Source organism: Variovorax sp. AC103, from assembly GCF_979254005.1.
The window spans coordinates 475,525-498,898 of record NZ_CEEDFC010000001.1; the positions used below are offsets into that span (position 1 = coordinate 475,525).

A 23,374-nucleotide genomic window follows, 5' to 3' on the forward strand; every position below is an offset into this window, starting at 1 on the left:
TGCTGTAAATAAGTTCTCAGATGGGTTGTAGCTTGCGCAATTCAACTGGTTCATGCAACCGGTTCGCTGACGCATTGCAGCGGATGCCCGGCTTGCTGCGCCGCTTCCATCACCTGGTTGACCTTGGTGGCTGCCATGTCGCGGGAATAGACCCCACAGACGCCGCGGCCATCGAGGTGGATCTTGAGCATGATCTGGGTCGCACTTTCGCGATCCTTGCTGAAATATTCCTGCAAAACGACGATCACGAACTCCATGGGGGTGTAGTCGTCGTTCAGCATGACCACCTGGTACATCTGGGGCGGCGCAGTTTTCTGCGGCCGGCGCTCCAGGACGACCGAATCTCCGTCGTCCCCAGCGGGTTTCTGCGCCGGTGGGGTGTTGGGAGTCTTGGGAATTCTCGTTGCCATGAAAAAGATTCTATAGAGCGTGCAAGCACCGTGCCGACGCAGAGAGACTTGGTGGCGCGTATTCGACAAATCAAGGCCCTTGCGGCGTGTGCGACAACAGAAATCGCTCATAAAAAAACCGGCGGGCCGCCGGTCTTTCATAAATTGCGCAGGACGGGCCTCTTGGGTGCCTGCAATTTTCTGCCGCGCACCCGCGTGGGCATTGGCAAATCGGGCGGCAAGGCGTCGATTTCCTCGTCGGTCAGCTCCTGCTCAGGTTCAGCCGCGGGACGTGGCAGGGGATCTTTGATTTTTTGCGGCTCGGGTGACTTGGCAAGCGAGGTCAAAGGCACCGCCTGACCAGATGGCGCCCGGGCGGCATACACCGGACCCGGCACCATCGGAGGGCGCCGGGCCGGCGAGCCCGTCAGCAGGGCCTGCCATTCGGCCTCGCGCAGGCCGTCCTGCACGGCCTGCCAACGGTGCTGGTCGCTCACCAACTCCTTCCATCGCTCGGTTTGCTGTCTGCTCAGGAACTCGAGCTCCACACGAACCGTTTGCTGCATCCACTGAGGCACGCACAGCAAGGCCTGGTGCAGGTCCCGCTCCGCCTTTTCGCGAGCCAGCTCGAACGCATGCCGCTGGGTCTCCAACTGCGCACGGGAACTGCGCGCACAAAGCCAGGCAGCCAGCAACGCCCCCAGCATCCCGACGACGAAGCAGACGAGGGGCAGTCCAAGCAGGAGGACAGTCATCGAGCCCCCTCCCCCGCGGCGTCCCATTTGCGCACGAGATCGAGCGGAATTTCGTCGGCCACCTCCGAGAAGCGTCGCCCGACCATTCGCTCGGCCTGCCCGAGCAGGACGGCGACCGGGCTGCTGGGCTCGTGGACCTCGAACCATTCGCGGGCGTCACGGATGCTGTCGCGGACATCGTCGCGCGAAAGCGCGGATGGGCTGCGCGGCCTCTGGATGAGCCTGTCGGCCTCAGCGCCTTCGGTCGGTGCGGCCTCACCCTGCGGTTCAGGCAGTTCGAACGGCGCCAGCAGGCCGCACAACGCCTTCAGCGGTGGCGCGTCCGGCCCCAGGTTGCTCGCTGACCACGCGGCGATCTCGCGTGCGGCCTTGGACGCCGCCGCAAGCAGACTGACGGGGGCTTCGGCATCGTCGGCGGCGGACCGACGCAAGCCATCCAGTTGCTGCGCCATCCACTCGGGGCTGGGAGAGCCGACCTGCCGAGGCACGGCGAAGGCGCGCTCGACCTCCCGCACGGTCAGGTGACGCGCGGCGTTCGCCGCCACAACGATCTCGCGCACGTCACCCAGCAGGCCCTCAGGGTCGGCCAACGCCGCCAGGGCGTTGGCACGCACGGCCGGATCGCGCTCGCCCTCCACGACCAGTTGCGGGTGAATCGCGTCCGGCCAGGCCTGCAAGGCTTCAGCCAAGGCGGCCAGGGCGGGGGCGAGTCCTGCCGCCTGGGCGAGCCGCGTGCGGGCCCTGCAGACCCAGACGAACAGGTTGATATCCCGGGTCCTCGACAGCAAGCGCCGGCAGTCCCGCTCGATGTCGGCCCAGTTCGGCGCGTCCGGCACGCCCACGAACTCGCCATATTGCGCATCCCCGCGCGGCGACAGGCGCGAAAGCAGGACCGCGTACTCCGAGTCGTACTCCAGGCTGGGACCGCACGGAGCGGTCGGGCTGAGCGGCAAGGTGACGGAAGAATTTTCGGAGGGGGTGACGAGGATCATGGATTGGCAGGAGAAAAGACGCCAAACGCAGCGCGCGCGGCATCGTGAGAAGAACGGGAACCGATGTACTGCTCGGGCTCGAACACCATGCCGACCGTGTTGTCGCCGGGCCCCATCGCGCCTTCGGCCCCTCCCAGCCACGTCGACCAGCCGAGCTTTTCCTTGTCCTCGAGCCGTGCGGGCGGCGTGCTCTCGTTGTGCACGCGCAGTTCGACCTCCCACACGAATTCATAGCCGACGAAGCCCCGAACCCACTCCACGAGCAAGGGCAGATCGCGCCCCTGCGGCGTGAAGCGCAGGTACTGGTCGAGGCTCAGCGGCCCGAGCACGAGCCGGAACTTGTTCTGCCGGTCGGCCACGACCTCGCCCGCCATTGCGCCCACGCCCATGACACTGGAGGCGCGTGCCTGCCCCAGATGGCTCCGGTCTTCGTCGTCGATGCGAATCCAGTGCAACACGAACTCCTGCAATTGCACAGGCACCGCGAAGAAGCGCGCCAGCGCGGCGGCCAGTCCGTCGGGATTGCGGGACTCCCGCGCCAAGTGCGTCGATGCCGCGAGCCGAGCGTGCGCGGGCAGCACCGAGTCCCAGATCTCCAGCGGATCGTGGCCCGTCAAGCGTGCCACGTAGCGGCTGAAGACCTCGTCGCCGGCACGATCGAGGCCCGCCGCGGCCTGGCTCTGGGCCCATGCGCGATACATGTGCGTCAGGTAGCGGTGGTGAAACAGATCGAGAAAATCGGCGAGCGTCGTGTCGTTGTGGTTCTCGCTGCGATCGCGAACGATCTCGGTGTAATGGAGCGGCAACGGCCCGTTCGGCCCCAGCATGCCAAGGCCGTACACGCGCACCATCGGAAGCAGCGGGTTGTTCCCAGAGCGGGGCGGCGCAGCGCCAGGCACGCGAGCCTGCGCCTCCCCGGGCAGCACGGCTTGAGCGATCTCGCGGGGCGCGAAGATCAATGCAGCCGTCTGGCCCAGGCGAAACGGCTCCTGCTGAGGCCGGTTCGCCAGCCCGATCGGAGGTTGCTGCACATGGGATGCCCCCAACCGGCGAAGCAAGGAGAAAAACCCGAACTTCCACGGCGCTTGGCGCAGTCGTTCGAGCATGGGCTGCAGGGCCAGTCCGGCGTCCGGCTTCACGCGGCGCCTCCCTTGTCGCTGTCGTTGCCGTGGCCGTTCGCGATGGCACGGGCCGTGCCGATGCGGACATGGCTGTCAGGCGACAGTTGGTGGTGCTCGCTGCGCGTCAGGCTGGGCAACGCGGTCTGCGCATCGCGCGCCAGTTCGGGAGCGAACAGGCTCAGCACGTCTTCCGTGTTCGGCGCGTCGAGCAACGTGGATCGGTCGAGCGGTTCGAAGCCATCGATGATTCGGTCGATGCCCTCTCGCGGCAGCACGATGTCGCGCAGCAAGGGATAGGGTTCGGCCTGCTTGCTGAGTTCGTCCAGCGTGGGCGCGGGCTCGCCGTCGATGGCGAAGATGCCCTCCCAGTCGGTACGACCGGCAAGCTGATCAGGATCGCTGACGACGCGCACGAATTCATCGTTCAGGTCGTCGAGCAAGGACTTGGGGCCGCCAGGAGCGGTCAGCGATATTTCAGCGCGGACCGCGGGCATTGCGCGCCGCTCGGGCGGCGGCGACTCGCCCAGCAAGGCTGTCAGCACGTCTGCCGTGGAGCGAGACTGCGCACCTGCAATCCCGAGCACGGCGAAGGGATCGATGTGCGCACCATCCTGGGAACCGATGACGCCACTGTCCTGCGGGCAACCGGCCAGATCGTGCCAATCGAAACTTGGCGCGGTGTGTTCATCGGGTGTCGCGGCCCTGTCCACCTGGTCTGCGACGATGGCAGGCTCGTGCGCGATGGACGGGTCGTTCCAAGGTTCCACCACGAAGCGCAACAGGCCCAGCTCCAGCACATCGCCTGCGGCGACGGGCACGGGGCACGCGGGCGGCACGCGCTGCCCATTGCGCACGCACAGCAGCGTGTGGCTGTTGTTCAACAGTTGCCAGCGGCCGTGACCGTTGTCCCATTGAATGCGGCACAGGTTGGCCAGGCGCCATTGGGCATCGCTGTGACGCTCACCGCTCAACGTCAGCGCGTCGCTCATTCCCGAGCCGCCCACGGGGATGCACAGCACGCCGCAGCGCGCCTCGCCGCCGCTGTGCGCCAGTCGAAGGCGCAGGGGCGCGGGCTGCTCGCTCTCTTTCGGGGAAGCATCCGCAGGACGTTCGGTGTTCATGGCACGCCGCCCCACAGTTTTTGCAGCCGGTTGGCCGCGCCCACGAAACGCCCATGAACGTCCTGCTGCCAGAACGCACTCTCGACGCATGCACCCGACAGGCGCTGTGGCCAGTCGGCCCACGGCAGGAAGCGAACGCCATGCAGTTGGCCACCCAGTTCGTCCTGGGGCGCAGCGCCTGCCCACTGGTCGAGCAGCCCTTGTGTGCGGCGGACGCGCACCGCGGCCTCGAATTCGTTGCAGGCCGGAATACCCGCCGCTGTCGGCGCGTGCCTCTGATCGCGCCACAACGCCTTCACCGTGCGCTCGATCGCGGCCAGATCGGCTGGCCCTTCCGCACGCGTGTGACGCGCCACCGCGCGGGCCAGCCAGAACTGCCAGTCGCGTGGCTGCCGCAGTTGGACCTCGAAGTGTTTCAGCACCCAGCGCGGATGGGCTTGCTGGTAGACCACCAACGGATGGTGGCGCCCTACCCTGTCGATCGACGGCGCAATCACACCCAGCACGAACCGGCGCTGCGCAAATGCCAGGGTGCCGGGCGGCAAGACAAAGGCAGCAGGCAGGGCAACGGCCTTGGCCGACGCGTCGGCACCCGCATTCGGGGCCTGGCCGTCCAGCCAGGACGCCCATGCTTCCAGCTCACCGTGACGCATGCCACTTCGCACGAAATCCGCGTGATTCGGCAATTTCCCCCAGATGGCCGGCGGCGTGATGCCCCAGACATCGAGCAGTCGCGCCCACACGATCAGGCCGCCCTGCCGGGGCAACGAAAGCCCTTCAGCACATCGCTGCCCAGCGGATTGGGCTGGCTTGCGGCGTTGATGTCGATCAGCGCCTTGCGTCCGTCGAAGGTGTACTCCACGCTCAATCGGCCCGGCGTCGCGGTGTTCACGATGCGCCCTTTCTCGAGCAGCCGGAAGAGTGCCCACGGACCGTTGACCAGCACGGTCGAGGTCGGTCCGGAAACGCGAGGGTTGGCGGTGATCTCCGCCATGGCGCCGCCGCGGGGTCCGGGCCAACTCACGGGAAGGGCCTGGACCGGACCATGCACGTAGCGTTGGCCCTGTCCGTCGATGTCGATGACCAGGTCGGTGATGCCCGGTTCGAGCTCGAGCACGCGCAGATCCATCTTCCAGGCGAATTTCTTTCCGCCGGCGTCGCGAAAGAACAGGTCGCGGATCTGCTGCGCCCGATAGAACGCATCGAGGTTCGGCCCGCTCTGGGCCAGCAGCTTGAGCAGCTCGCCCAGCAAGGTCGGGCCGGTGGTGGCGGGCGCGGGGGCCACGCCCTGGGCAGCGCCTTCCGCGCCGACCATGGCGTTGGCCGTGTTCGGGTCCTTGTAGCGCCACGGACGCACGCTGGTGTCTACATACGACGCCAGGTACTTGTTGAAGAACTCGTCGGCGGCACCGCCAGCGGAAAACACCAGGGTGAAGTCTTCGATCGAAGCGTCCTGCGCCACCGCGGCGAGCGGATAGCGGCCTTCCACGCCTCGCTTGCAGGGTTCGCTGACCTGCATGGCCATCAGGCCCATGATGCGGTCGAGCTGCAACTGGGCCTGGCTGCGCAGGATGCCTGCGGTGCCCAGCACGACCTTGTCGCCGCCGCTGGTGGCCAGTGCGGTCAGTACCTCACGGAAAGGCGCCGGGAGTTTCCCGGCCTCCAGCTTCAGGCGCGCGCCGACTTCACTGCCGCCGGGCGGCAAGCTGCCGGCCGCAAGCGCCGTGTCCGCGACAACCAGCAAGGTGTAGAACTCGTTGACAAGACCGGAGATGGTTTCCAGCCCGGGCTTGGCACCGGCTGCACCGACACTGCCTGCGCCGATGTCGGGTTGTCCCGTGACCACTTCCCGAAGCGCGGCGAAGCGGCTGTCGACGATCTGCTTTTCGAGCCGCTCTTCCGCGCGAATACCGAGGTTTCTGCCCAATGCGCCCGTCTGCTTGTTGAGCTCGTCGGTGGCCTTGTCGAGAAAGCCTTTCTCCTCCTGCGCGCGAACGACCAGCGGGCGCGACAGTGTCGTCTCCCTGGCTGCCGCGCGCGCCAACCGCGCCAACGGCGAATCGGGCGCGGCGAACTGGCGCAGCACGTTCAGATCGAAGCCCAGGCTGGTGCCGGTGGCATCGCTGGCGCTGACCGTGCGCACCGAATCAAGGAAGGTCTCCCAGTGCCGGGCGTACTCGTTCAGGTACTGACGACGGATGTCTTCGAGCAGGGGATCGTTCTGCAGCTTGCGCGCCGTGTCGTCCAGCAGCGCTACAGCCTTCTTGCCGACGCCTCCCGCAACTGCTGGGGATGCAGCCCCGCGCCCCATCACCCAGGCATCGTCGTCGAGCGCCCGGCCGACGAACTCGGACAGGCGCTTGTCGAAGACGTCGTGATAGCCGTCGTAGGTAAAAAGACCCGGAATGCCTTTTTCGAGCGGCAGTCCGCCGGCGCGCGAGAACACGGTACCTGCCTGCGGCCCGACCGCTCGGATCAACGTGAATTCCTGCGGTGCGTCTGGCAGCATGGCGGCCTTGGCGCGTTCGTAGACGCGCCGGGTCGAGGTGTTGCTGTCGAGAAAATCCTGTACGGCGCGTACCAGTCCCTCGTTGGGCAATGACGCCGACTGCACCGGGCGCTCACCTGAAAAAAGGGCTGTCACGTGGCCGACCATCGAAGCACGCCCACCGAAGGCCGCGGCGCTGTCGGCCGTCTCCCAGTCCTTGAGCACCCAGTTGCGAACGTCCCGCGCCCCACCCTTCATGTACCGCTCCCGGTCGTGCAGCAGCTTGTAGACCCGAAGCGTTTCATAGACGGTCTTGGCATCACCGTCTTTCACACCCTGCGCCAGGACGGCTTCCATGCGCTTCAGGATCGTCGGAACCAACATGTGGTCCTGCAGCTGTGCGTAGGCCTCGCTTGTTGCACCCACCACCGGAGGCACGGTGTAAAGGCCGTACTGGAAACTGCCCGGCGGGCTGTCGATGTCGAGCCCCGGGTGGGCCGGCAGTTCGCTGGCACTGTTGAGCACGTCGGGAACGCCTGCCGGCTTGAAACTGGCGTACAACGCGCGAACCTGGCCAGACAGCACGTCCGCGCGCTGACCCACGCTGTTCAGATACCGATGGTTGTTACCGAAGCTCAGCGCCAGCGCCCCGGACAGCCAGAGAAAGATCACGACGCACAGCGCGTGCCCCGACAGGCGCAGCAGCCTGAAGCGAAACTCCCAGCGCAGGTTCGGCCGCACCAAGTGCGCTTCGGGAATGATGACCTTGGTCAGCACGTCCTGGAGAAAGAAGCCCTGCTGCCCGAAGCTGGGCGTCGAGTCGGCCGCCTTGCGCTGCGGCACGCCCAGGCTGCGCTGAAGCCGCTGGAACAAGGTGTCCGGAACGGCGGGAAGGTCCAGGTCGGTTTGTGCGCCGCTCGTGAAATAGACGCCGCGCAGCGTGTCGTGCAACTGCGTCCGGTCGAAGCGAGAAGCCAGGAAAATCTCGTCGAGCATCGGGACCAGTGGCTCGGCCAGGCCCGCCAGTTCCTGCGGCAAGGCGAACAGGCGCTTGCGGCGGTCAATATCGAACTCTTCGTTCAGACGGGAGCGCAATCCGGCGGCAACCCGGTCATGAAGCAGCGCCAGTTCCACCTCGATCTGTGTGCGCAAGGCCGCGCGCCCCTGCGCACCCGCCCGGGTGCTCTTGATGCCCGTGAAAGGCAAGGTGAAGCCCCAGGCCTGGGTACGCCCCTCGCTGGTGAGCGATTGGAAGTACTCGCCGAATCCGCGCAACAGGTCTACCTTCGTGACGACGACATACACCGGAAAACGGATGCCCAATTCCTCGCGCAGGTCGGCGAGCCGGTCGCGCACCCGGCCGGCTTGCTCGGCACGTTCCAAGACGGTCATGGTCAGGAGTTCTGACACATCGAGCGCAACGATCACGCCGTTGAGCGGGGCGCGCGGGCGGTGTTTGCGCAACAGGCCAAGAAAGCCGCGCCATTCGACCGGATCGGTGACGGGATTGCTTTCCTGGGTGGTGTAACGGCCGGCGGTGTCGATCAGCACCGCCTCGTTCGTGAACCACCAATCCGTGTGCAATGTGCCGCCGCGGGAAGTGAGCACCATGCGCTTCGACGCAGGGCCAGTCTGACCGGCCAATGGAAACTGCAGTCCGGCATTGAGCAACGCCGTGGTTTTGCCGGCGCCGGGGCTGCCGACGATCATGTACCAGGGCAGCTCGTACAGATGCCGCTTGCCCTCGAGCCAGCGGAACAGGCCGCCGCGTGCGCGCAGGCCTCTCAACTGCGCGAGAGCCCTGTTGACGGCGGCAGTGAGCGTCTTGATTTCTTCCTTCGCCGTCTCGTCCTTGCCCGAATCCCGGCCAAAGCTGAGGAACTTGGCGAGGAGATCCTGGTTGTCGCGCAAGGCTTGCCACAGGCGATAGAGCCAGTAGAGCGCGCACGACAAAAGGACCACACAAATGATTGCCGCGCGCACCCACACCGGTGCCAGCGGCTTGGCCGCTCCGACGGCCAGCAGAGGCCCTGCGTGCCATACCAGCAGGCAGAGCGCGGCGATTCCCACGAGGCTGTAGGGGCCCGAAACCAGCCAGAGGATGCCGAGCACCAGAAGCAGCACGATGAGGGTGACGCGCACCCCCACCGTCGCCAATGGACGCAATCCGTCGACGGCAAGCAAGGGCCCGATGAACCAGACCGCCAGTGCCAGCAGCACCATGGCCACGAACGCGAGCATCTGGCGCGAAAAAAGAAAAGTCGCGAACTGTTTGAGGTATTGCATGAGAGCTTTCTGACCTGCCTCTAGCGACGGGTTGCGCGCGTGACGGCAGTGGCGGCCTTTGGCACAAACGACCCGGCAGTGCTGCCGTCGCCTTGCGTGACGACGATGTCGACCCGGCGATTCCTGGCTCGGCCGGTGGCGGTGGCGTTGTCGGAGATCGGCATCGTGTCGCCGCGCCCTTCGATCTGGAGTCGGGATGCCACCACGCCGGCGCCCTGCAGAGCAGCCGCCACGGCTGCCGCGCGCTTTTCGCTCAACACCTGGTTGTTGGGAAACTCGCGGGTGCGGATGGGCTGGTTGTCCGAATGCCCTGTGACCTTCACCGAACCCGAGACCTGGTTGATTTCGTCGGCGACCTTGGCCAGCACCGGGAGGATCTTCGCGCTCACGCGTGCCTGCCCCGGCACGAACATGTCGTCGCCCTTGAAGGTGACAGCACTGCGCCGCTCGTCTTCGTCGACGCTGACCGTGCCGCGTGCGATTTCGGGTGCAAGAAGCTCCTTCAAGCGCAATGGCTTGACCGGGGGGGAAGGCGGCGGCCGCATGCGGCCAATGGCCGCAATACGCTCTTCCACGTTCGCACCAAGTTGCAGAAGCTGGTACTTGTACCAAGCAAAAAGGCCGAACAGGATCAGCGTCAGCAGCGACGCCGTCACCCACACCGGCACGCTGCGCAAGAGCCGAAACTTGCCTGCGCCCACGCCCTTCCAGTGCGGGGACAGGTCCTGCGGAACGTCCCCCCGCGCCGTACCCAGCAGGCCGAACAGCCGGTGCCGAACTGTCTCCAGTTGCCTGCGCCCGTCGGTTGCAGTGCTGAAGCGCCCCTCGAAGCCGAGGCCGAGGATCTGGTACATCAGCTCGAGCAGATCGATGTGCTCCTGCGGACTGGCTGCCAGGCGGCCGACCAGCAGAAAGAACTTGTCGCCACCCTTGGTATCACCGTGAAACTTGGCAGCCAACTGCTGGTTGGCCCAGATGCCCGCCTCCGTGCCCGTGCCGCCGCCCCAATCGGTGCTGTTGGCGGCTTCGTCGAGCGCAGTGCACAAGGAATAGCTCGCCGCCACCACATGCTCGTGCTTGACGAGCGCACTGCTGCAGATGGACTGAAAGCGCGCAACTTCGCGCTCCAGCAGGCGGTGCAAGACGGTCACGCCTTCGTCGCTCAGCTGCGCGGGCATGTCGGCAAGTGCGCGCAGCAAGGGCTGTGCTGCTTCGAGCAGCGGGTTCTGGGCAGCTGCGACAGCGGCCAACCGCTCTTGCGACGAGGATTCCGGAACAAGCCTCGGGCCGTCGGCTCGACCGTCAGGCACGGGTGCCCCGTCCAGAGGGTCGCCATGGGGCTCGCGCCTGTCGCCGCCTCCGTGGGTATCGTCGCGTTCTTCGTTGTGGAGCATGGGTGCGTTCAAGAATGAAGGGGCCGGGCGGAACGGAAAGATGAGCCAGGCCAGGCCTTGCACTTGGCGAACTCGTTCACGGATGCCGCACGCCCGTCGGGCACTTGGACGTGTTTCTTCTGCGGGCTTGTGGTCATGAGCAACTCCGGTAGGTCACTTCTCGCGCACGCCCCAGAGTTCCATTCGCAGGCCTGGAAACTCGCCAGCCACATGCAACGCGAGGCCGCCGTGCTTGACCATGTGTTCCCACAGCGGGCCACGCGGGTCGATCTGGAAATAGACGAAGCCCGCGTTGAATGGAATCTGGCGCGGCGGCACCGGCAGGGTTTGCAGCGGGATGCCCGGCAGGTGCGACCGGATGAGTTCGGCCAGCCGGTCGCTGGGCCCGACCTTGCAACGTGCAGGAAATTGGCTCGCCAGCTGATCGGGCGGAATGTGTGCAGCGATAGCAAACACCAGGCTGGAAAAGCCCTGGAGCTCCGACGGTTCGACGCTGGCAACACGCACGCCGTTGGCGCGGTTGGCCAGTGGAATGCTCTGCGCACTGCGCACCAACACGTCGTTCAGCAAGGCCTGCGCATCGCCTATCAGTTCCTTGAAGGAAAGGTACGGGTCGATATGCTGGTAAGGCGGGTGGGCCTGGGGCCGCCGCGTGCTCGCGCGCACGAAGGTGGAGAGTTCTCCGCTGAATGTGCGCAGCGCTGTGTAGACCCCCTCAGGAGAAGTTTCCCGCACACGCAACCAGTGCTCGAACAAGGGCTCGTAGCGGTTGAGGATCTGCAGCAGCAGAAAGTCGGACACCTCGGCGGATTCGCTCGACTTGCCGTCGTTGCCGCTGAGACGGCCTGCCAGCGACTGGGCGCGCAGCCTGCACAGACCGTGCAAATTGGTGATCCAGTCGGTCAGCAACGGACTTGCGCCATAGCCGGAGACGGGCGGGATCAGATGGGGGTCGATCGCGATGCTGCCATCGGACCGCAGGACCGTGACCTTTGCGATTGGAAGTCCGATCCAGGCATCGGTGAGTTCGCGCTGCGGCAGCAGCCGCAGGCGCAGCCTGGACAGCTGGACCGTCTTGGGCCCTTGCCCGACGGAGTTGGCGTCGCGCAGTTCGGTGTCGAACACCGAAAAACGTGCGAGCGAAGCGCTGGATGCCGCGACATCGTCGAAGGTGGTTTCCTCGCCATTGGGCGTACGAATGGGCACGGCGAGGTAGATGACCTGCTCCAGATGCTCCGGCAGGATGGTGAGCGGCGCAGGCGGCAGCGTCTGACCCGGGGCATCGAAAGGCGTGCCATCGGAAAAAATACCCGCGGCGCTGCCGAGCACGAGCTTGCCCAGCGACAGGGACTCGGCGTCGATGCCGTAGTGCGTGAAGCCCCAGTAGAAGGGGCCGAGCGAGCCCGCCCGCTTGTGCGCGAGATGTTCGAGGTAACGCTCCTGCTGCTGAAACAGCTGTGGACGCAGGAAAAGACCTTCGCTCCAGGCGACTTTGTTGTACCAGCTCATGAATGGTCCGTTGTGCTTGAGAGCCCTGGGGCTCACTTGAGGGTGATGAGCTGGATGCCCTTGGGCTGCAGATCGATCTGCAGCTTGATCTTGTTGGCCGGCATGACCGATCGGTACCATGCGACTTCGGGCGCTGGATCGATCTTCAGGACCGCGCGCCAGTCGGCTTGCGCAAGCTCCCGGTAGCCCGCAATGACGCCAATGGCGCCCAGGTCGGGATGCGATTTGCGACGCAGGGTCTTAACGTCTCCCGGGCGGAGGACGAATTCGTCGCGGACCAACAGGTCGCTGCCGATGACGCTCTTGTCGTTGGCGTTGAGCGAGAAGTAGTCGGCCGACTCGAAGGTGCCCTCGGACTTCAGCTCGTAGATACGCACCAGGATCGGGGCCGCCCGCCCCTTGTCGTCGGGGTTGAGCCCCGCGTCCGCCGTGATCGTGATGTCGAGTTTGGTCTGCTCCCTGGGGTATGAAAACTGGGCGCGGGAAGGCAGCGCCACAGCCAGCGTGAGCGCCATGACCGAGAACGCATGCACAGCGGAAAGCCACCGGAGATCGGGCACGTTGAAGACCATATCAAGCAGAGTGGAGAGCGAAGTCGGGTCGTCGAAAAGGCCGCACCGGTTGCGGGCCGCGCAGCAACGTGCACGACCCGCCCCCGAACCGGGAACGTCTGGAGGGGCTCCAAAACCCCGGCGAAGAAGACTCAGGACTCCTTGTTGCCCTTGATGTCGTAGCCGGCAGTCACCGCGCCGCCACTGCCGCCTTGGGCGTTCTGCACCGCGTATTCCTGCTTGATCTTCGAGAATGACAGGCGCACGCGCTCCTTGACGCGCATCTCGTCGGCATTCGAGCCGAAAGGCTGGATGGCCGTGATGATCACGTCGGAGAACGTGAACTTCAGGTACTCCAGTGGATTGCCGCCGGCTTTGCGGACGGTGAGCTTCGCCTCCTGGACGTGCTTGCCCGTGAGGCAGTACTTCATGAGGTTGGGGCTCGAGCGGTCCACGTAGTGATCGAATTCGAGGTCTTCGACGGTGGCCTTGCCGGCGCCGCCTCCCGAACCCGCATGCATGGTGGATTCCTGGAAGGCTTTCCAGTTGAAGGCCAGCACCTCGATTTCGTTCTTGTGGTCGGTGTCCTGCGACTCACCTTCGATGCCGTTGATCTTCAGAAAAATGTCTTGTGCCATGAAAACTCCCTGAACTTGTTTTGTGATGTGACAGATGCTCAAGCGCCGTTGACAGCGCTTTTGAACGAATTGGCCGGTGGCATCTGCGTGCCACTTCCTCGATTGATGTGCAGCGCCTGGAATCAGGCGGCTTCCTTGAGCGACGGCAGCTTGGCCACGAGCCGAAGTGAAACGGTGAGGCCTTCGAGCTGGAAGTGCGGCCGCAGGAAAAACTTGGCGCTGTAGTAGCCCGGATTGCCCTCGATGTCTTCCACCACCACTTCGGCAGCGGCGAGCGGCCTGCGCGCCTTGGTCTCCTGCGAAGAGTTGGCGGGGTCGGCATCGACGTAATGCATGATCCATTCGTTGAGCCAGCGCTGCATGTCCTCGCGCTCCTTGAACGAGCCGATCTTGTCGCGCACGATGCACTTCAGGTAGTGCGCGAAACGGGTGCTGGCAAACAGATAGGGCAGCCGGGCCGACAGGTTGGCGTTGGCCGTTGCGTCGGGGTCCATGTATTCCTGCGGCTTCTGCATCGATTGCGCGCCGATGAAGGCCGCATGGTCCGTGTTCTTGCGGTGTACCAGAGGAATCAGGCCGGCCTTGGCGAGTTCGGCCTCGCGGCGATCGGAGATGGCGATCTCGGTCGGGCACTTCATGTCGAATCCACCGTCGTCGGTGGGGAAGGTGTGGCACGGCAGGTTCTCTACCGTGCCGCCGGATTCCACGCCGCGGATCATGGTGCACCAGCCGTAGAGCTTGAAGCTGCGGTTGATGTTGACGGCCATGGCATAAGCCGCGTTGCTCCACACATAGTTGCGGTGATCGGCGCCTTCGGTTTGTTCCTCGAAGTCGAATTCGTCGACCGGATTGGTCTTGGCGCCATACGGCAGGCGCGAGAGAAAGCGCGGCATGGCGAGCCCGACGTAGCGCGAGTCTTCGGTGCTGCGCAACGAATTCCAGGGCGCATGCTCGAGGTTCGACGTGATCTTGGCCAGGTCGCGGGGATTCGCAAGCTCCTGCCACGACTCCATGCCCAGCAGCGACGGCGCGGAGCCCGCAATGAACGGCGCGTGCGAGGCCGCCGAGATTCGCGCGATGGCGCCGAGCAATTCGACGTCGGGGGGCGTATGGTCGAAGTAGTAGTCGGCCACAAGGCAACCGTAGGGTTCGCCGCCGAGTTGGCCGTACTCCTCCTCGTAGACGCGCTTGAAGATGGGGCTTTGATCCCATGCGATGCCCTTGTGGCGGCGCATGGTGCGGCGCATTTCGTCCTTCGACAGATCCATGAAGCGGATCTTCAGCTTCTCGTCCGTCTCGGTGTTGTAGACCAGGTGATGCATGCCGCGCCAGGCAGACTCGACCTTCTGGAAATCGTCCTTGTGCAGCACGAGGTTGATCTGCTCGGAGAGCTTGCGGTCGATCTCGGCAATGATGGCTTCGATGCTGCTGTAGGCATCGTCCGTCATGGTCGCCGCGTTGACGAGCGCCTGTTCGGCCAGCGTGCGCACGGCCGCTTCGACGGCGTCTCGGGCCTCTTCGGTCTTGGGCTTGAACTCCATGTCCAGCAGGGACGCGAAGTCGGAGGGGTGGTCGTAGCGCGCCGCCGGGTTCGCGTGGAGCACTTGATCGCTGTTGGTGGTCATTTTTTAAGTTCGGTGCGAAGGGGTCAGGACGCCGATTCGGCGGTGGATTCGTCGGTGCTGGCACGCGCTTCGCCAACAGGACCGCGAGGCTTGGGCGCCTGGGCCAGCGACTTCATGAGCGCCGGGTCTTGCAGGAGCTTGTTGACCAGACCTTCCGCTCCAGCCTTGCCGTCCATGTAGGTCTGAAGGTTGGCGAGCTGGGTGCGCGCTTCGAGCAGTCGGCTGAGGGGTTCGACCTTGCGCGCCACAGCTGCCGGCGAAAAGTCTTCGATGCTTTCGAACGTGATGTCGACCATGAGCTGGCCTTCGCCCGTCAGCGTGTTGGGCACGGCGAACGCGACCCGCGGCTGGATCGCCTTCATGCGCTCGTCGAAGTTGTCGATGTCGATGTCGAGGAACTTGCGTTCGGCGACCGGCGGCAGGGCCTCGACTGGCTTGCCTGAAAGGTCGGCGAGCACGCCCATGACAAAGGGCAGCTCGATCTTTTTTTCCGATCCATAGATCTCGACGTCGTACTCGATCTGCACGCGTGGCGCCCGATTGCGGGCGATGAACTTCTGACTGCTGTTGTTGTTGGCCATGAAAACTCCCTGCTGAAAAAAGACGAAACGGAAATCGGACGCGAGCGCTGCGTGAAGCGCGCCGGCCCGGGAAAATCAGGCGTACTCGGCGTGACAGACGATGGCGCCACCTCCTTGCGAATCCTGGCTGGCGGGCGCGTCGCCCCTGACGTCGACCGACACTCGTGTGATCGTTCGCCTTTCGCGCAAGGCGTCGAGCCATTGCCGCGACAACATGGGCAGCAGCTTCTGCTCGATGAAGCCGATCAGGCGGCGCGCGCCGGCTTCATGGGTGTCGCATCGCTCGATGACCTCGGCCACGAGGGCGGACGTGTAGGTCAGCTCGATGCCGTGCTGCTCTTTCATGCGATCGACCACCCTGGCCAGATGCAGTGCAACGATCTCGGCCAGGGCACTGACGCCCAGAGGCAGGTAGGGCACGACGGACAGGCGGCCCAGGAATGCGGCCGGAAAGACGGTGCGCAGAACTGGTTGCATCAGCTCCCGCAAGGCATCGACGTCGGGGACGACTGCTACCCCGTCGCAAAGAGCGGAAATGAGCTCCGACCCCGTGTTGCTCGTCAGCAGGATCGTGGTGTTCCTGAAATCGATGTGCCGGCCCTCGCCGTCTTCCATCCAGCCTTTGTCGAACACCTGGTAGAAGATTTCGTGGACGTCGGGGTGGGCTTTCTCGATCTCGTCCAGAAGGATCACGCTGTAAGGCTTGCGCCGCACGGCCTCTGTCAAGACGCCGCCCTCGCCATAACCCACGTACCCCGGGGGCGAACCCTTCAGGGTGGACACGGTATGCGGCTCCTGAAACTCGCCCATGTTGATGGTGATGAGGTTCTGCTCGCCACCGTACATGGCCTGCGCCAATGCCAATGCCGTTTCGGTCTTGCCGACACCCGATGGCCCGACGAGCAAAAACACACCCACCGGCTTGTGCGGATCCGCAAGGCGCGCGCGCGCAATCTGCACACGCTCTGCGATCGCGGCAAGCGCATGGTCCTGCCCGATGACCCGCGCTTCCAGGTTGGGCTGCAGGCTGAAGATGGCCGCGACGTCGTCCTTCACCATGCGTCCGACAGGAATACCGGTCCAGTCAGCCACGACGGATGCGACCACGGATTCATCGACTTGGGAAAATATCAGCGGCATGTTTTGCTGCCGCGAGACAAGGTCCTGCTCCAGGGCGATGAGCTGCACCGGAAGCGGCATGCCCCCGGCGCAGCCCGCCTCTTCTCTGCGCTCTTCTTCGCGCTCTCCCTCACTCTTCCTCAATGCGTGAATCTGCTGGACGGCGGCCAACTCGTCTTGCCATCTCGCCTCTTGGGATGCCAGCTCATTGGTTGCAAGCACCAGTCTTGATCTCGCTGCATCGACGGCCTTCAGCCGGGCCTCGCTGCCCTGCACGACAGCACGCTCCTGCGCCAGCAGATGGAGTTCGATATGCAGCGCCGAAATTTGCGCACGGAGTCGATCGACCACCGGCGGCGGGGTGTGCAGCGACATGGCCACGCGCGCACATGCGGTGTCGAGAAGGCTGATCGCCTTGTCGGGCAGTTGTCGCGCAGGGATGTAGCGGTGAGAGAGCATGACCGCAGCCCTCACCGCCTCGTCGAGCACTGTCACGCCATGATGCGCGGCAAACGTGGCAACCAGCCCGCGCACCATCTCGATGGCGGCAGCTTCCTGAGGCTCCGCGACCTGCAAGGTCTGGAAGCGACGGGTCAGTGCCGGGTCCTTCTCGATATGGCGCTTGTACTCGCTCCATGTCGTAGCCCCGACGGTGCGCAGCGTGCCGCGCGCGAGTGCGGGCTTGAGCAGATTCGCCGCATCGCCGGTGCCGGCCGACCCGCCCGCGCCGATCAAGGTGTGGACTTCGTCGATGAAGAGAATGACCGGCTGAGCCGAGCTGCCCGCTTCGTGGAGCAACGATTTCAGGCGCGATTCGAACTCGCCCCGCATGCTGGCACCGGCCAGCAGGGCCCCGACATCGAGGCTCAGCAGGCGTGCATCGCGCAGCGTTGGCGGCACCTCGCCGCCGGCAATGGCCAAGGCCAGCCCTTCGACCACCGCCGTCTTGCCCACGCCGGCCTCCCCTGTCAGCAATGGATTGTTCTGTCGGCGGCGCAGCAGGATGTCGACCATCGTGCGAATTTCGTGCGCGCGACCGATCACCGGATCAATCTGACCGCTGCGCGCGCGTTCGGTCAGATCGGTGCAGTACTTTTCCAAGGCGGGCGAGCCGGCGGAGGAAGCAGCCATGGCGCCACTGGCTTCCCCAGGCATCGCAGGCGTCAGGCCAGAGCCGTCATGCGGGCCTTCGTGTTCTTCGGGGGAGCCGGCGATGAGGGCCCCGAGCGAGGCGGCCAACTGACTCTCGGGAATGCGCTGGAATGCAGGCGAAATGTTGAGCAGCGCGCGACGCAGCTCGGGCGTTTGCAACAGCGCGCACAGCAGCCATGCGCCCCGGATGCTGCGATCGCCGAACTCGAGGCTGGACAGCACCCACGCACGCTCGATGACCGTCTCGATGTGATGGGAGAAGTCACACAGCGCGGTAGCACCCGATGGCAATGCCGACAACGCGGCTGCGAGGTCTTTCTCGACGGCTTGCGAATCGACCTTGTAGTGGTGGCAAACGCGATGCAGATCGCTGTCGCTGAGTTGCCAGAGCTGATGAATCCAATGCGTCAGCTCGACGCAGGGATTGCCTCTCAACCTGGCGAAAGCCGTAGCGGACTCGATGCCGCGAAACAGGGTGAGGTTGAGCTTGCCGAACAGCGCTCGGCGCGCGATCGTCATGGGGTGCTTCCAGACTGGGCATGCGGCGCAACAGCCCCGCCCGACATGCCCGCCGAACCCAACACCCTCACCTTTGTTTTCGCGCTCTTTTTGACCACTCCGCACTCCCTATGCTTTCTGGAATGAGCGCGATTCTGGGTGCCTTCCGCGGGTGCCGGAGACGCACAGTTTCTACCAATAGTTAACTCAGAAAAGGAGCAGATCAATCCGTGAAGTTTGTCCAGTGCCGCCGTTTTTACCTATTACTAAAGTATCGATCGCAGGACGAGGCGACGCCTGGTGAACAAATAAAAAGGCTCTTGAATTCCGCCTCGGAAGTTCAAGAGCCTTGCAGTCGATGTCGCAAGACATCGGCAAATGGAAAACAGCTACATGCTGTCGATCATGACTTGCCCGAAGCCTGAGCAGCTCACCTGCGTGGCGCCATCCATCAGCCGCGCGAAGTCATAAGTGACCTTCTTGCTGGCAATCGACTTCTCCATCGCACTGATGATCAGGTCGGCGGCTTCCTTCCAACCCATGTGCCGCAGCATCATCTCGGCGGAGAGGATTTCGGAGCCGGGGTTCACATAGTCCTTGCCGGCGTACTTGGGGGCCGTGCCGTGGGTGGCCTCGAACATGGCCACGGTGTCGCTCATGTTCGCGCCAGGGGCGATGCCGATGCCACCGACCTGCGCAGCCAATGCGTCAGACACGTAGTCGCCGTTGAGGTTGAGCGTGGCGATCACGCTGTACTCGGCGGGACGCAGCAAGATTTGTTGCAGGAAGGCGTCGGCGATGCTGTCCTTGACGGTGATGTCCTTGCCCGTCTTCGGGCTCTTGAACTTCATCCACGGGCCGCCGTCGATCAGCTCGGCGCCGAACTCCTTGGCGGCCAGGTCATAGCCCCAGTCGCGAAAGCCACCTTCGGTGAACTTCATGATGTTGCCCTTGTGCACCAGGGTGACGCTGGGCTTGTCGTTGTCGATGGCGTACTGCAGCGCCTTTCGCACGAGGCGCTCGGTGCCCTCGATCGACACGGGCTTGACGCCGATGCCCGAGGTGTTGGGGAAGCGGATCTTCTTGACGCCCATTTCGTCCTGCAGGAACTTGATGAGCTTCTTGGCCTTGTCGCTTTCGGCTTCGAATTCGATGCCGGCATAGATGTCTTCGGAGTTCTCGCGAAAGATCACCATGTTGGTCTTGTGCGGCTCGCGCACCGGGCTGGGCACGCCGTTGAAGTACCTGATGGGGCGAAGGCACACGTAAAGATCGAGTTCCTGGCGCAACGCGACGTTCAGCGAGCGGATGCCGCCGCCGACGGGCGTGGTGAGCGGGCCCTTGATGGAGATGACGTAGTCCCGAACGGCGTGCAGCGTTTCTTCGGGCAGCCACACGTCGGGGCCGTAGACCTTGGTCGCCTTTTCGCCGCCGTAGACCTCCATCCAGTGAATCTTTTTCTTGCCGCCGTAGGCCTTGGCCACTGCGGCGTCCACCACCTTCAGCATGACGGGGGTGATGTCCAGACCGGTGCCATCGCCTTCGATGAAGGGAATGACCGGTTCGTCAGGCACATTGAGCGAGTTGTCTGCGTTGACCGTGATCTTCTGACCTTCGGTCGGGACCTTGATGTGCTGATAACTGGACATGAGGGGGGGATGACTCCGGGATTGACTTAATTTTGACGACTGTCAGCGAATTCAGACACGGCGTGGATTCGCTGTACAGCCCGCGAACAAATCGCTGTACATTTTAGACGCAACCCATCAGCAAGCGTTTGTCAACCGTAAGGCCATCGGCCTCGTTAGTGGCTGACCTTCTGCTCGCCGGGAGGCGTTTCCAACCAATTCTCGATAGAGGAATCATCAATGAGCAAAATTCTCGCAGTCATGATCGCCGGCCTGTTTGCCGCTGGCGCCTATGCCCAAAACCCGGCTGGTACGACGCCCGAACAAGGTAACGCCACCAACAGCAAGTCGCAGCAACGTGCCGAAGCCAAGAAGGCTTCCAAGCCTGCTGGCAAGGTTGCCGCTCCCGCTGGCGACGAAGCCAAGACCCCCGAAGGCGGCGCCATCGGTGCCGACAAGGCTGCAGCCTCCGGCGAGAAGCGTGCTGAAACCCGCGACCAGCGTCGTCGCAACAAGGACGGCAGCATCAAGCGCAAGTCGACCCAAGGCGCTACCCCCAAGTAATTGGCGGGCCGCACAAAAAAGCGCTCTTCGGAGCGCTTTTTTTTCGTCTTGGGTACAGAAACAACTGTCAACCAGCCGAAGCAGCTTCCGTTGAATGTGTACCTTCCGCAGGAAGGGCAATCCAGATCAACGTATTTCAAAGGATTTCTTCATGAACAAGCTGCTCGCAGCCCTGGTCGCCGGCCTCTTCGCTGCCGGTGCTTTCGCCCAACAAGCTGCGCCGACGACCGCCGCTCCTGCCGCTCCTGCCGCCCCCAAGGTTGCCAAGCACGTGTCTGCCAAGAAGCACGTCGCGGTCAAGAAGCAGAAGGTTCGCCACGTCGCCAAGGCCCACACGGCCACCGCCAAGAAGGTGTAAGCTTTCTCGCTCACCGGCAATGCCCGCACCAGCGGGCATTTTTATTGGGTTGTTTTGATGAAGGCCGGGCTTTGATCCCGCCCTGAAAGAGTTGTCCGATGTTCCAGCGTTTCGCCGCCCTGCTCCTCGTGTCTGCGTCCTTCATGATGTCGGCGCACGCCCAGCAGCAACCCCAGACCGACCTGCCACGCACGCAGTTGTCAGTTGGCCTGTACAAGATCGATGCGCAGATCGCGCAAACGCCGCAGCAGCGTGAAATCGGCTTGATGTTCCGCAAGGAAATGCCGCAGGCCGAAGGCATGATCTTCGTGTTCGAGCAGCCTGCAACGCAGTGCTTCTGGATGCGCAACACGATCCTGCCGCTCACTGCCGCCTTCGTCGCCGATGATGGTCGCATCGTCAACCTGGTCGACATGCAGCCCATGACCGAGAACTCGCATTGCTCATTGGAGCCGGTGCGTTACGTGCTCGAGATGAACCAGGGCTGGTTCGTCAAGAAGAACATCAAGAAGGGTGCCAAACTCGGCGGCGAGTTGTTCACAGCCACCAAACGCTGAGCATCCACTGCCTGCAGCCCGCAAAAAAGCCGACCCTCGGGTCGGCTTTTTCATTGGCGACAACCAGGATCAGCCGAAGTTCTTCGCCGCGAAGTCCCAGTTGGCCAGCTTGGCCAGGAAGGTCTCGACGAACTTCGGACGCAGGTTGCGGTAGTCGATGTAGTAGGCGTGCTCCCAGACGTCCACGGTCAGCAGCGCGGTGTCTGCGGTGGTCAGCGGCGTGCCGGCGGCGCCGGTGTTCACGATGTCCACCGAACCGTCGGCCTTCTTCACCAGCCACGTCCAGCCCGAACCGAAGTTGCCCACGGCCGATTTCACGAAGGCTTCCTTGAACGCGTCGTAGCTGCCCCACTTGGCATCGATGGCCTTGGCCAGCGCGCCCGTCGGTGCACCGCCGCCCTGCGGCTTCATGCAGTTCCAGAAGAAGGTGTGGTTCCAGATCTGCGCGGCGTTGTTGTAGATGCCGCCGCTGGCCTTCTTGACGATTTCTTCCAGCGTCAGGGCTTCGAACTCGGTGCCCTTTTGCAGGTTGTTGAGGTTCACCACGTAAGCGTTGTGGTGCTTGCCGTAGTGGTACTCGAGGGTTTCCTTCGAATACTCGGGTGCCAGTGCGTCGAGCGCATACGGCAGGGGTGGGAGCACATGTTCCATGGTTTTTCTCGTGGTTTGGTTGTGGGGAAACAGGGATTCTAGGAATTAATCATCGAGACCGCGTCGGACGCTTTCCCGTTGCGTCGCCCGGCTTGACGGTCAGACCGACCTCGCCGTCGGCAAGACGAGCAGTGACAGCGTCACCCGGCGCCAGCTGCCCCGCGCTGACGATCGCTCGACCGTCCGTATCTGTGAGCCAAGCGTAGCCGCGCTGCAGGACCAATGCAGGATCGAGCAGGCGCAGGCGCGAAGCCACGCGCTCGAGGCGCTCGCGACGCTGCGTCAGTGCGCGTTCGAACTTCAAGGGAAAGTCGGCAGCGATCGAACGCGGCACTTGCGCCAAGCGTTCGCGCCTCGACAGCAGGGCGTACTGAAGACGCTGCGCATGGTGTGCCAGGCGAAGCTGCTGGCGCGCCACAAGGCTCGAGGGGCGGCCAAGACGCGTCGCCGCCTGGTCGAGGCGCTGCCCCAGCGCATCGAGGCGGCCGCCCAGCGCATCGCCCAGCCGCTCGTCGAGCAGATCGAGCGCGCCGAGCCACAAGTCACGCGGTGCGCTGACAAGTTCCGCCGCGGCCGTGGGCGTGGGCGCACGCAGGTCGGCACAGAAATCGGCGATCGTGAAGTCAGTCTCGTGCCCGACGCCGCTGATGACAGGCACCGGGCTTTGCACGATGGTGCGCGCCAGGGTCTCGTCGTTGAAAGCCCACAGGTCCTCGATCGAGCCGCCGCCGCGCACCAGCAGGATGACGTCGACGGCGGGCTCCAGGTCATAGAGCGACTGCAACGCACGCACCAGCTCCGCCGGTGCATTGGCGCCCTGCACTGCCGCCGGCGCAACCACGACCGGAATGTGCGGAACCCGCCGCCGCAGCGCCGTTACCACGTCGTGCAGGGCCGCGGCGCCCAGCGAGGTGACGACCCCGACCGCACGCGGCATCGTCGGCAATGCTCGCTTGCGCGCCGGGTCGAACAGCCCTTCGGCCTCGAGCCGTGCCTTGCGCTGCATGAACTGTTCGAACAGGGCGCCCTGTCCGGCACGCCGCAGGCTCTCAACCACCAGTTGCAAGTCGCCGCGCGGCTCGTAGATCGCGAGGCGCCCCCGCACCTCGACCTGGTCGCCGTCACGCGGCGAAAAGTCGAGGAGGCCGGCCGCGCGGCGGAACATCGCGCAGCGCAACTGCCCGGACTCGTCCTTGAGCGAGAAATAACAGTGTCCGCTGGAGGCGCGAGAAAAGCCGGAAATCTCGCCGCGAACCGAGACGGGATTGAAGCGTGCGTCGAGCGCATCAGCGACGGCGCGGCACAGGGCGCCGACGGCCCACATGCGCGGTCCGGGCGCGGAATTCACGTCACGCAAGCTCACGCGCGGCACGCAGGGCCTGAAGCCACTCTTCCAC

At 64.3% G+C, this 23,374-nt stretch carries 20 protein-coding genes; 3 read left to right on the top strand and 17 right to left on the bottom strand.

Features of this window, described 5'->3' with window-relative positions; all coding sequences use genetic code 11:
• Positions 1-50: 50 nt before the first annotated feature.
• The 15 genes from clpS to icd all read right to left on the bottom strand — a co-directional run bounded on the left by clpS (position 51) and on the right by icd (position 19,868).
• Positions 51-410: an ATP-dependent Clp protease adapter ClpS gene (clpS, locus tag AC0IYU_RS02150; protein WP_435447940.1), complete on the bottom strand. Its 360-nt coding sequence runs from the start codon at positions 408-410 to the stop codon at positions 51-53.
• A gap of 137 nt (positions 411-547) precedes the next feature.
• Positions 548-1,144, bottom strand: a complete 597-nt coding sequence (locus AC0IYU_RS02155) for a hypothetical protein (protein WP_472112505.1) — start codon at positions 1,142-1,144, stop codon at positions 548-550.
• The gene (locus AC0IYU_RS02160; RefSeq protein WP_472112508.1) at positions 1,141-2,136 is read right to left on the bottom strand and encodes a type VI secretion system protein TssA; all 996 of its coding nucleotides are present in this window, start codon (positions 2,134-2,136) and stop codon (positions 1,141-1,143) included. Before AC0IYU_RS02160 ends, AC0IYU_RS02155 begins: the two co-directional genes overlap by 4 nt.
• Entirely contained in the window at positions 2,133-3,242 is a 1,110-nt protein-coding gene (tssG, locus tag AC0IYU_RS02165; RefSeq protein WP_472112730.1) for a type VI secretion system baseplate subunit TssG, read from the bottom strand. Before tssG ends, AC0IYU_RS02160 begins: the two co-directional genes overlap by 4 nt.
• Positions 3,243-3,271: 29 nt before the next feature.
• A complete protein-coding gene (locus AC0IYU_RS02170; RefSeq protein ID WP_472112511.1) occupies positions 3,272-4,378 on the bottom strand; it encodes a TagK domain-containing protein in 1,107 nt (368 codons plus the stop codon).
• Positions 4,375-5,145, bottom strand: a complete 771-nt coding sequence (tagF, locus tag AC0IYU_RS02175; protein ID WP_472112513.1) for a type VI secretion system-associated protein TagF — start codon at positions 5,143-5,145, stop codon at positions 4,375-4,377. The genes AC0IYU_RS02170 and tagF overlap by 4 nt, the downstream gene beginning before the upstream one ends.
• Positions 5,124-9,152 (bottom strand): type VI secretion system membrane subunit TssM, encoded by a 4,029-nt coding sequence (gene tssM / locus AC0IYU_RS02180; RefSeq protein WP_472112516.1) that lies wholly within the window; start codon positions 9,150-9,152, stop codon positions 5,124-5,126. Before tssM ends, tagF begins: the two co-directional genes overlap by 22 nt.
• Positions 9,153-9,172: 20 nt before the next feature.
• The gene (tssL, locus tag AC0IYU_RS02185; protein WP_472112519.1) at positions 9,173-10,546 is read right to left on the bottom strand and encodes a type VI secretion system protein TssL, long form; all 1,374 of its coding nucleotides are present in this window, start codon (positions 10,544-10,546) and stop codon (positions 9,173-9,175) included.
• 153 nt (positions 10,547-10,699) lie between these two features.
• Positions 10,700-12,055 carry a type VI secretion system baseplate subunit TssK gene (gene tssK, locus AC0IYU_RS02190; RefSeq protein WP_472112521.1) on the bottom strand — a complete coding sequence of 452 codons (1,356 nt, stop codon included), beginning with the start codon at positions 12,053-12,055 and terminating at the stop codon, positions 10,700-10,702.
• A 32-nt stretch (positions 12,056-12,087) separates the two neighbouring features.
• Positions 12,088-12,627 carry a type VI secretion system lipoprotein TssJ gene (gene tssJ / locus AC0IYU_RS02195; protein ID WP_472112524.1) on the bottom strand — a complete coding sequence of 180 codons (540 nt, stop codon included), beginning with the start codon at positions 12,625-12,627 and terminating at the stop codon, positions 12,088-12,090.
• Positions 12,628-12,758: 131 nt separating this feature from the next.
• Positions 12,759-13,244 carry an Hcp family type VI secretion system effector gene (locus AC0IYU_RS02200; RefSeq protein ID WP_472112527.1) on the bottom strand — a complete coding sequence of 162 codons (486 nt, stop codon included), beginning with the start codon at positions 13,242-13,244 and terminating at the stop codon, positions 12,759-12,761.
• A 122-nt stretch (positions 13,245-13,366) separates the two neighbouring features.
• Positions 13,367-14,869: a type VI secretion system contractile sheath large subunit gene (tssC, locus tag AC0IYU_RS02205; protein WP_472112530.1), complete on the bottom strand. Its 1,503-nt coding sequence runs from the start codon at positions 14,867-14,869 to the stop codon at positions 13,367-13,369.
• Positions 14,870-14,892: 23 nt separating this feature from the next.
• Positions 14,893-15,450, bottom strand: coding sequence for a type VI secretion system contractile sheath small subunit (gene tssB, locus AC0IYU_RS02210; RefSeq protein ID WP_472112532.1), 558 nt, complete (start codon positions 15,448-15,450; stop codon positions 14,893-14,895).
• Between the two features lie 75 nt (positions 15,451-15,525).
• Positions 15,526-18,240, bottom strand: a complete 2,715-nt coding sequence (gene tssH, locus AC0IYU_RS02215) for a type VI secretion system ATPase TssH (protein WP_472112535.1) — start codon at positions 18,238-18,240, stop codon at positions 15,526-15,528.
• A gap of 368 nt (positions 18,241-18,608) precedes the next feature.
• The gene (gene icd, locus AC0IYU_RS02220; protein WP_472112538.1) at positions 18,609-19,868 is read right to left on the bottom strand and encodes an NADP-dependent isocitrate dehydrogenase; all 1,260 of its coding nucleotides are present in this window, start codon (positions 19,866-19,868) and stop codon (positions 18,609-18,611) included.
• Between the two features lie 219 nt (positions 19,869-20,087).
• Here icd and AC0IYU_RS02225 point away from each other — a divergent pair, with 219 nt between their 5' ends.
• The 3 genes from AC0IYU_RS02225 (at position 20,088) to AC0IYU_RS02235 (ending at position 21,326) form a co-directional block, all read left to right on the top strand.
• The gene (locus AC0IYU_RS02225; RefSeq protein WP_435487091.1) at positions 20,088-20,411 is read left to right on the top strand and encodes a cell envelope biogenesis protein TolA; all 324 of its coding nucleotides are present in this window, start codon (positions 20,088-20,090) and stop codon (positions 20,409-20,411) included.
• Positions 20,412-20,562: 151 nt separating this feature from the next.
• The gene (locus AC0IYU_RS02230; RefSeq protein WP_472112541.1) at positions 20,563-20,769 is read left to right on the top strand and encodes a hypothetical protein; all 207 of its coding nucleotides are present in this window, start codon (positions 20,563-20,565) and stop codon (positions 20,767-20,769) included.
• Between the two features lie 98 nt (positions 20,770-20,867).
• On the top strand, positions 20,868-21,326 hold the full coding sequence (locus AC0IYU_RS02235; RefSeq protein WP_472112544.1) for a DUF192 domain-containing protein: 459 nt from the start codon (positions 20,868-20,870) through the stop codon (positions 21,324-21,326).
• A 69-nt stretch (positions 21,327-21,395) separates the two neighbouring features.
• Here AC0IYU_RS02235 and AC0IYU_RS02240 read toward each other — a convergent pair whose 3' ends face one another.
• Positions 21,396-21,977, bottom strand: a complete 582-nt coding sequence (locus AC0IYU_RS02240) for a superoxide dismutase (RefSeq protein ID WP_472112547.1) — start codon at positions 21,975-21,977, stop codon at positions 21,396-21,398.
• Positions 21,978-22,026: 49 nt separating this feature from the next.
• Positions 22,027-23,340, bottom strand: coding sequence for an exodeoxyribonuclease VII large subunit (gene xseA, locus AC0IYU_RS02245; RefSeq protein WP_472112733.1), 1,314 nt, complete (start codon positions 23,338-23,340; stop codon positions 22,027-22,029).
• Positions 23,341-23,374 lie beyond the last annotated feature (34 nt).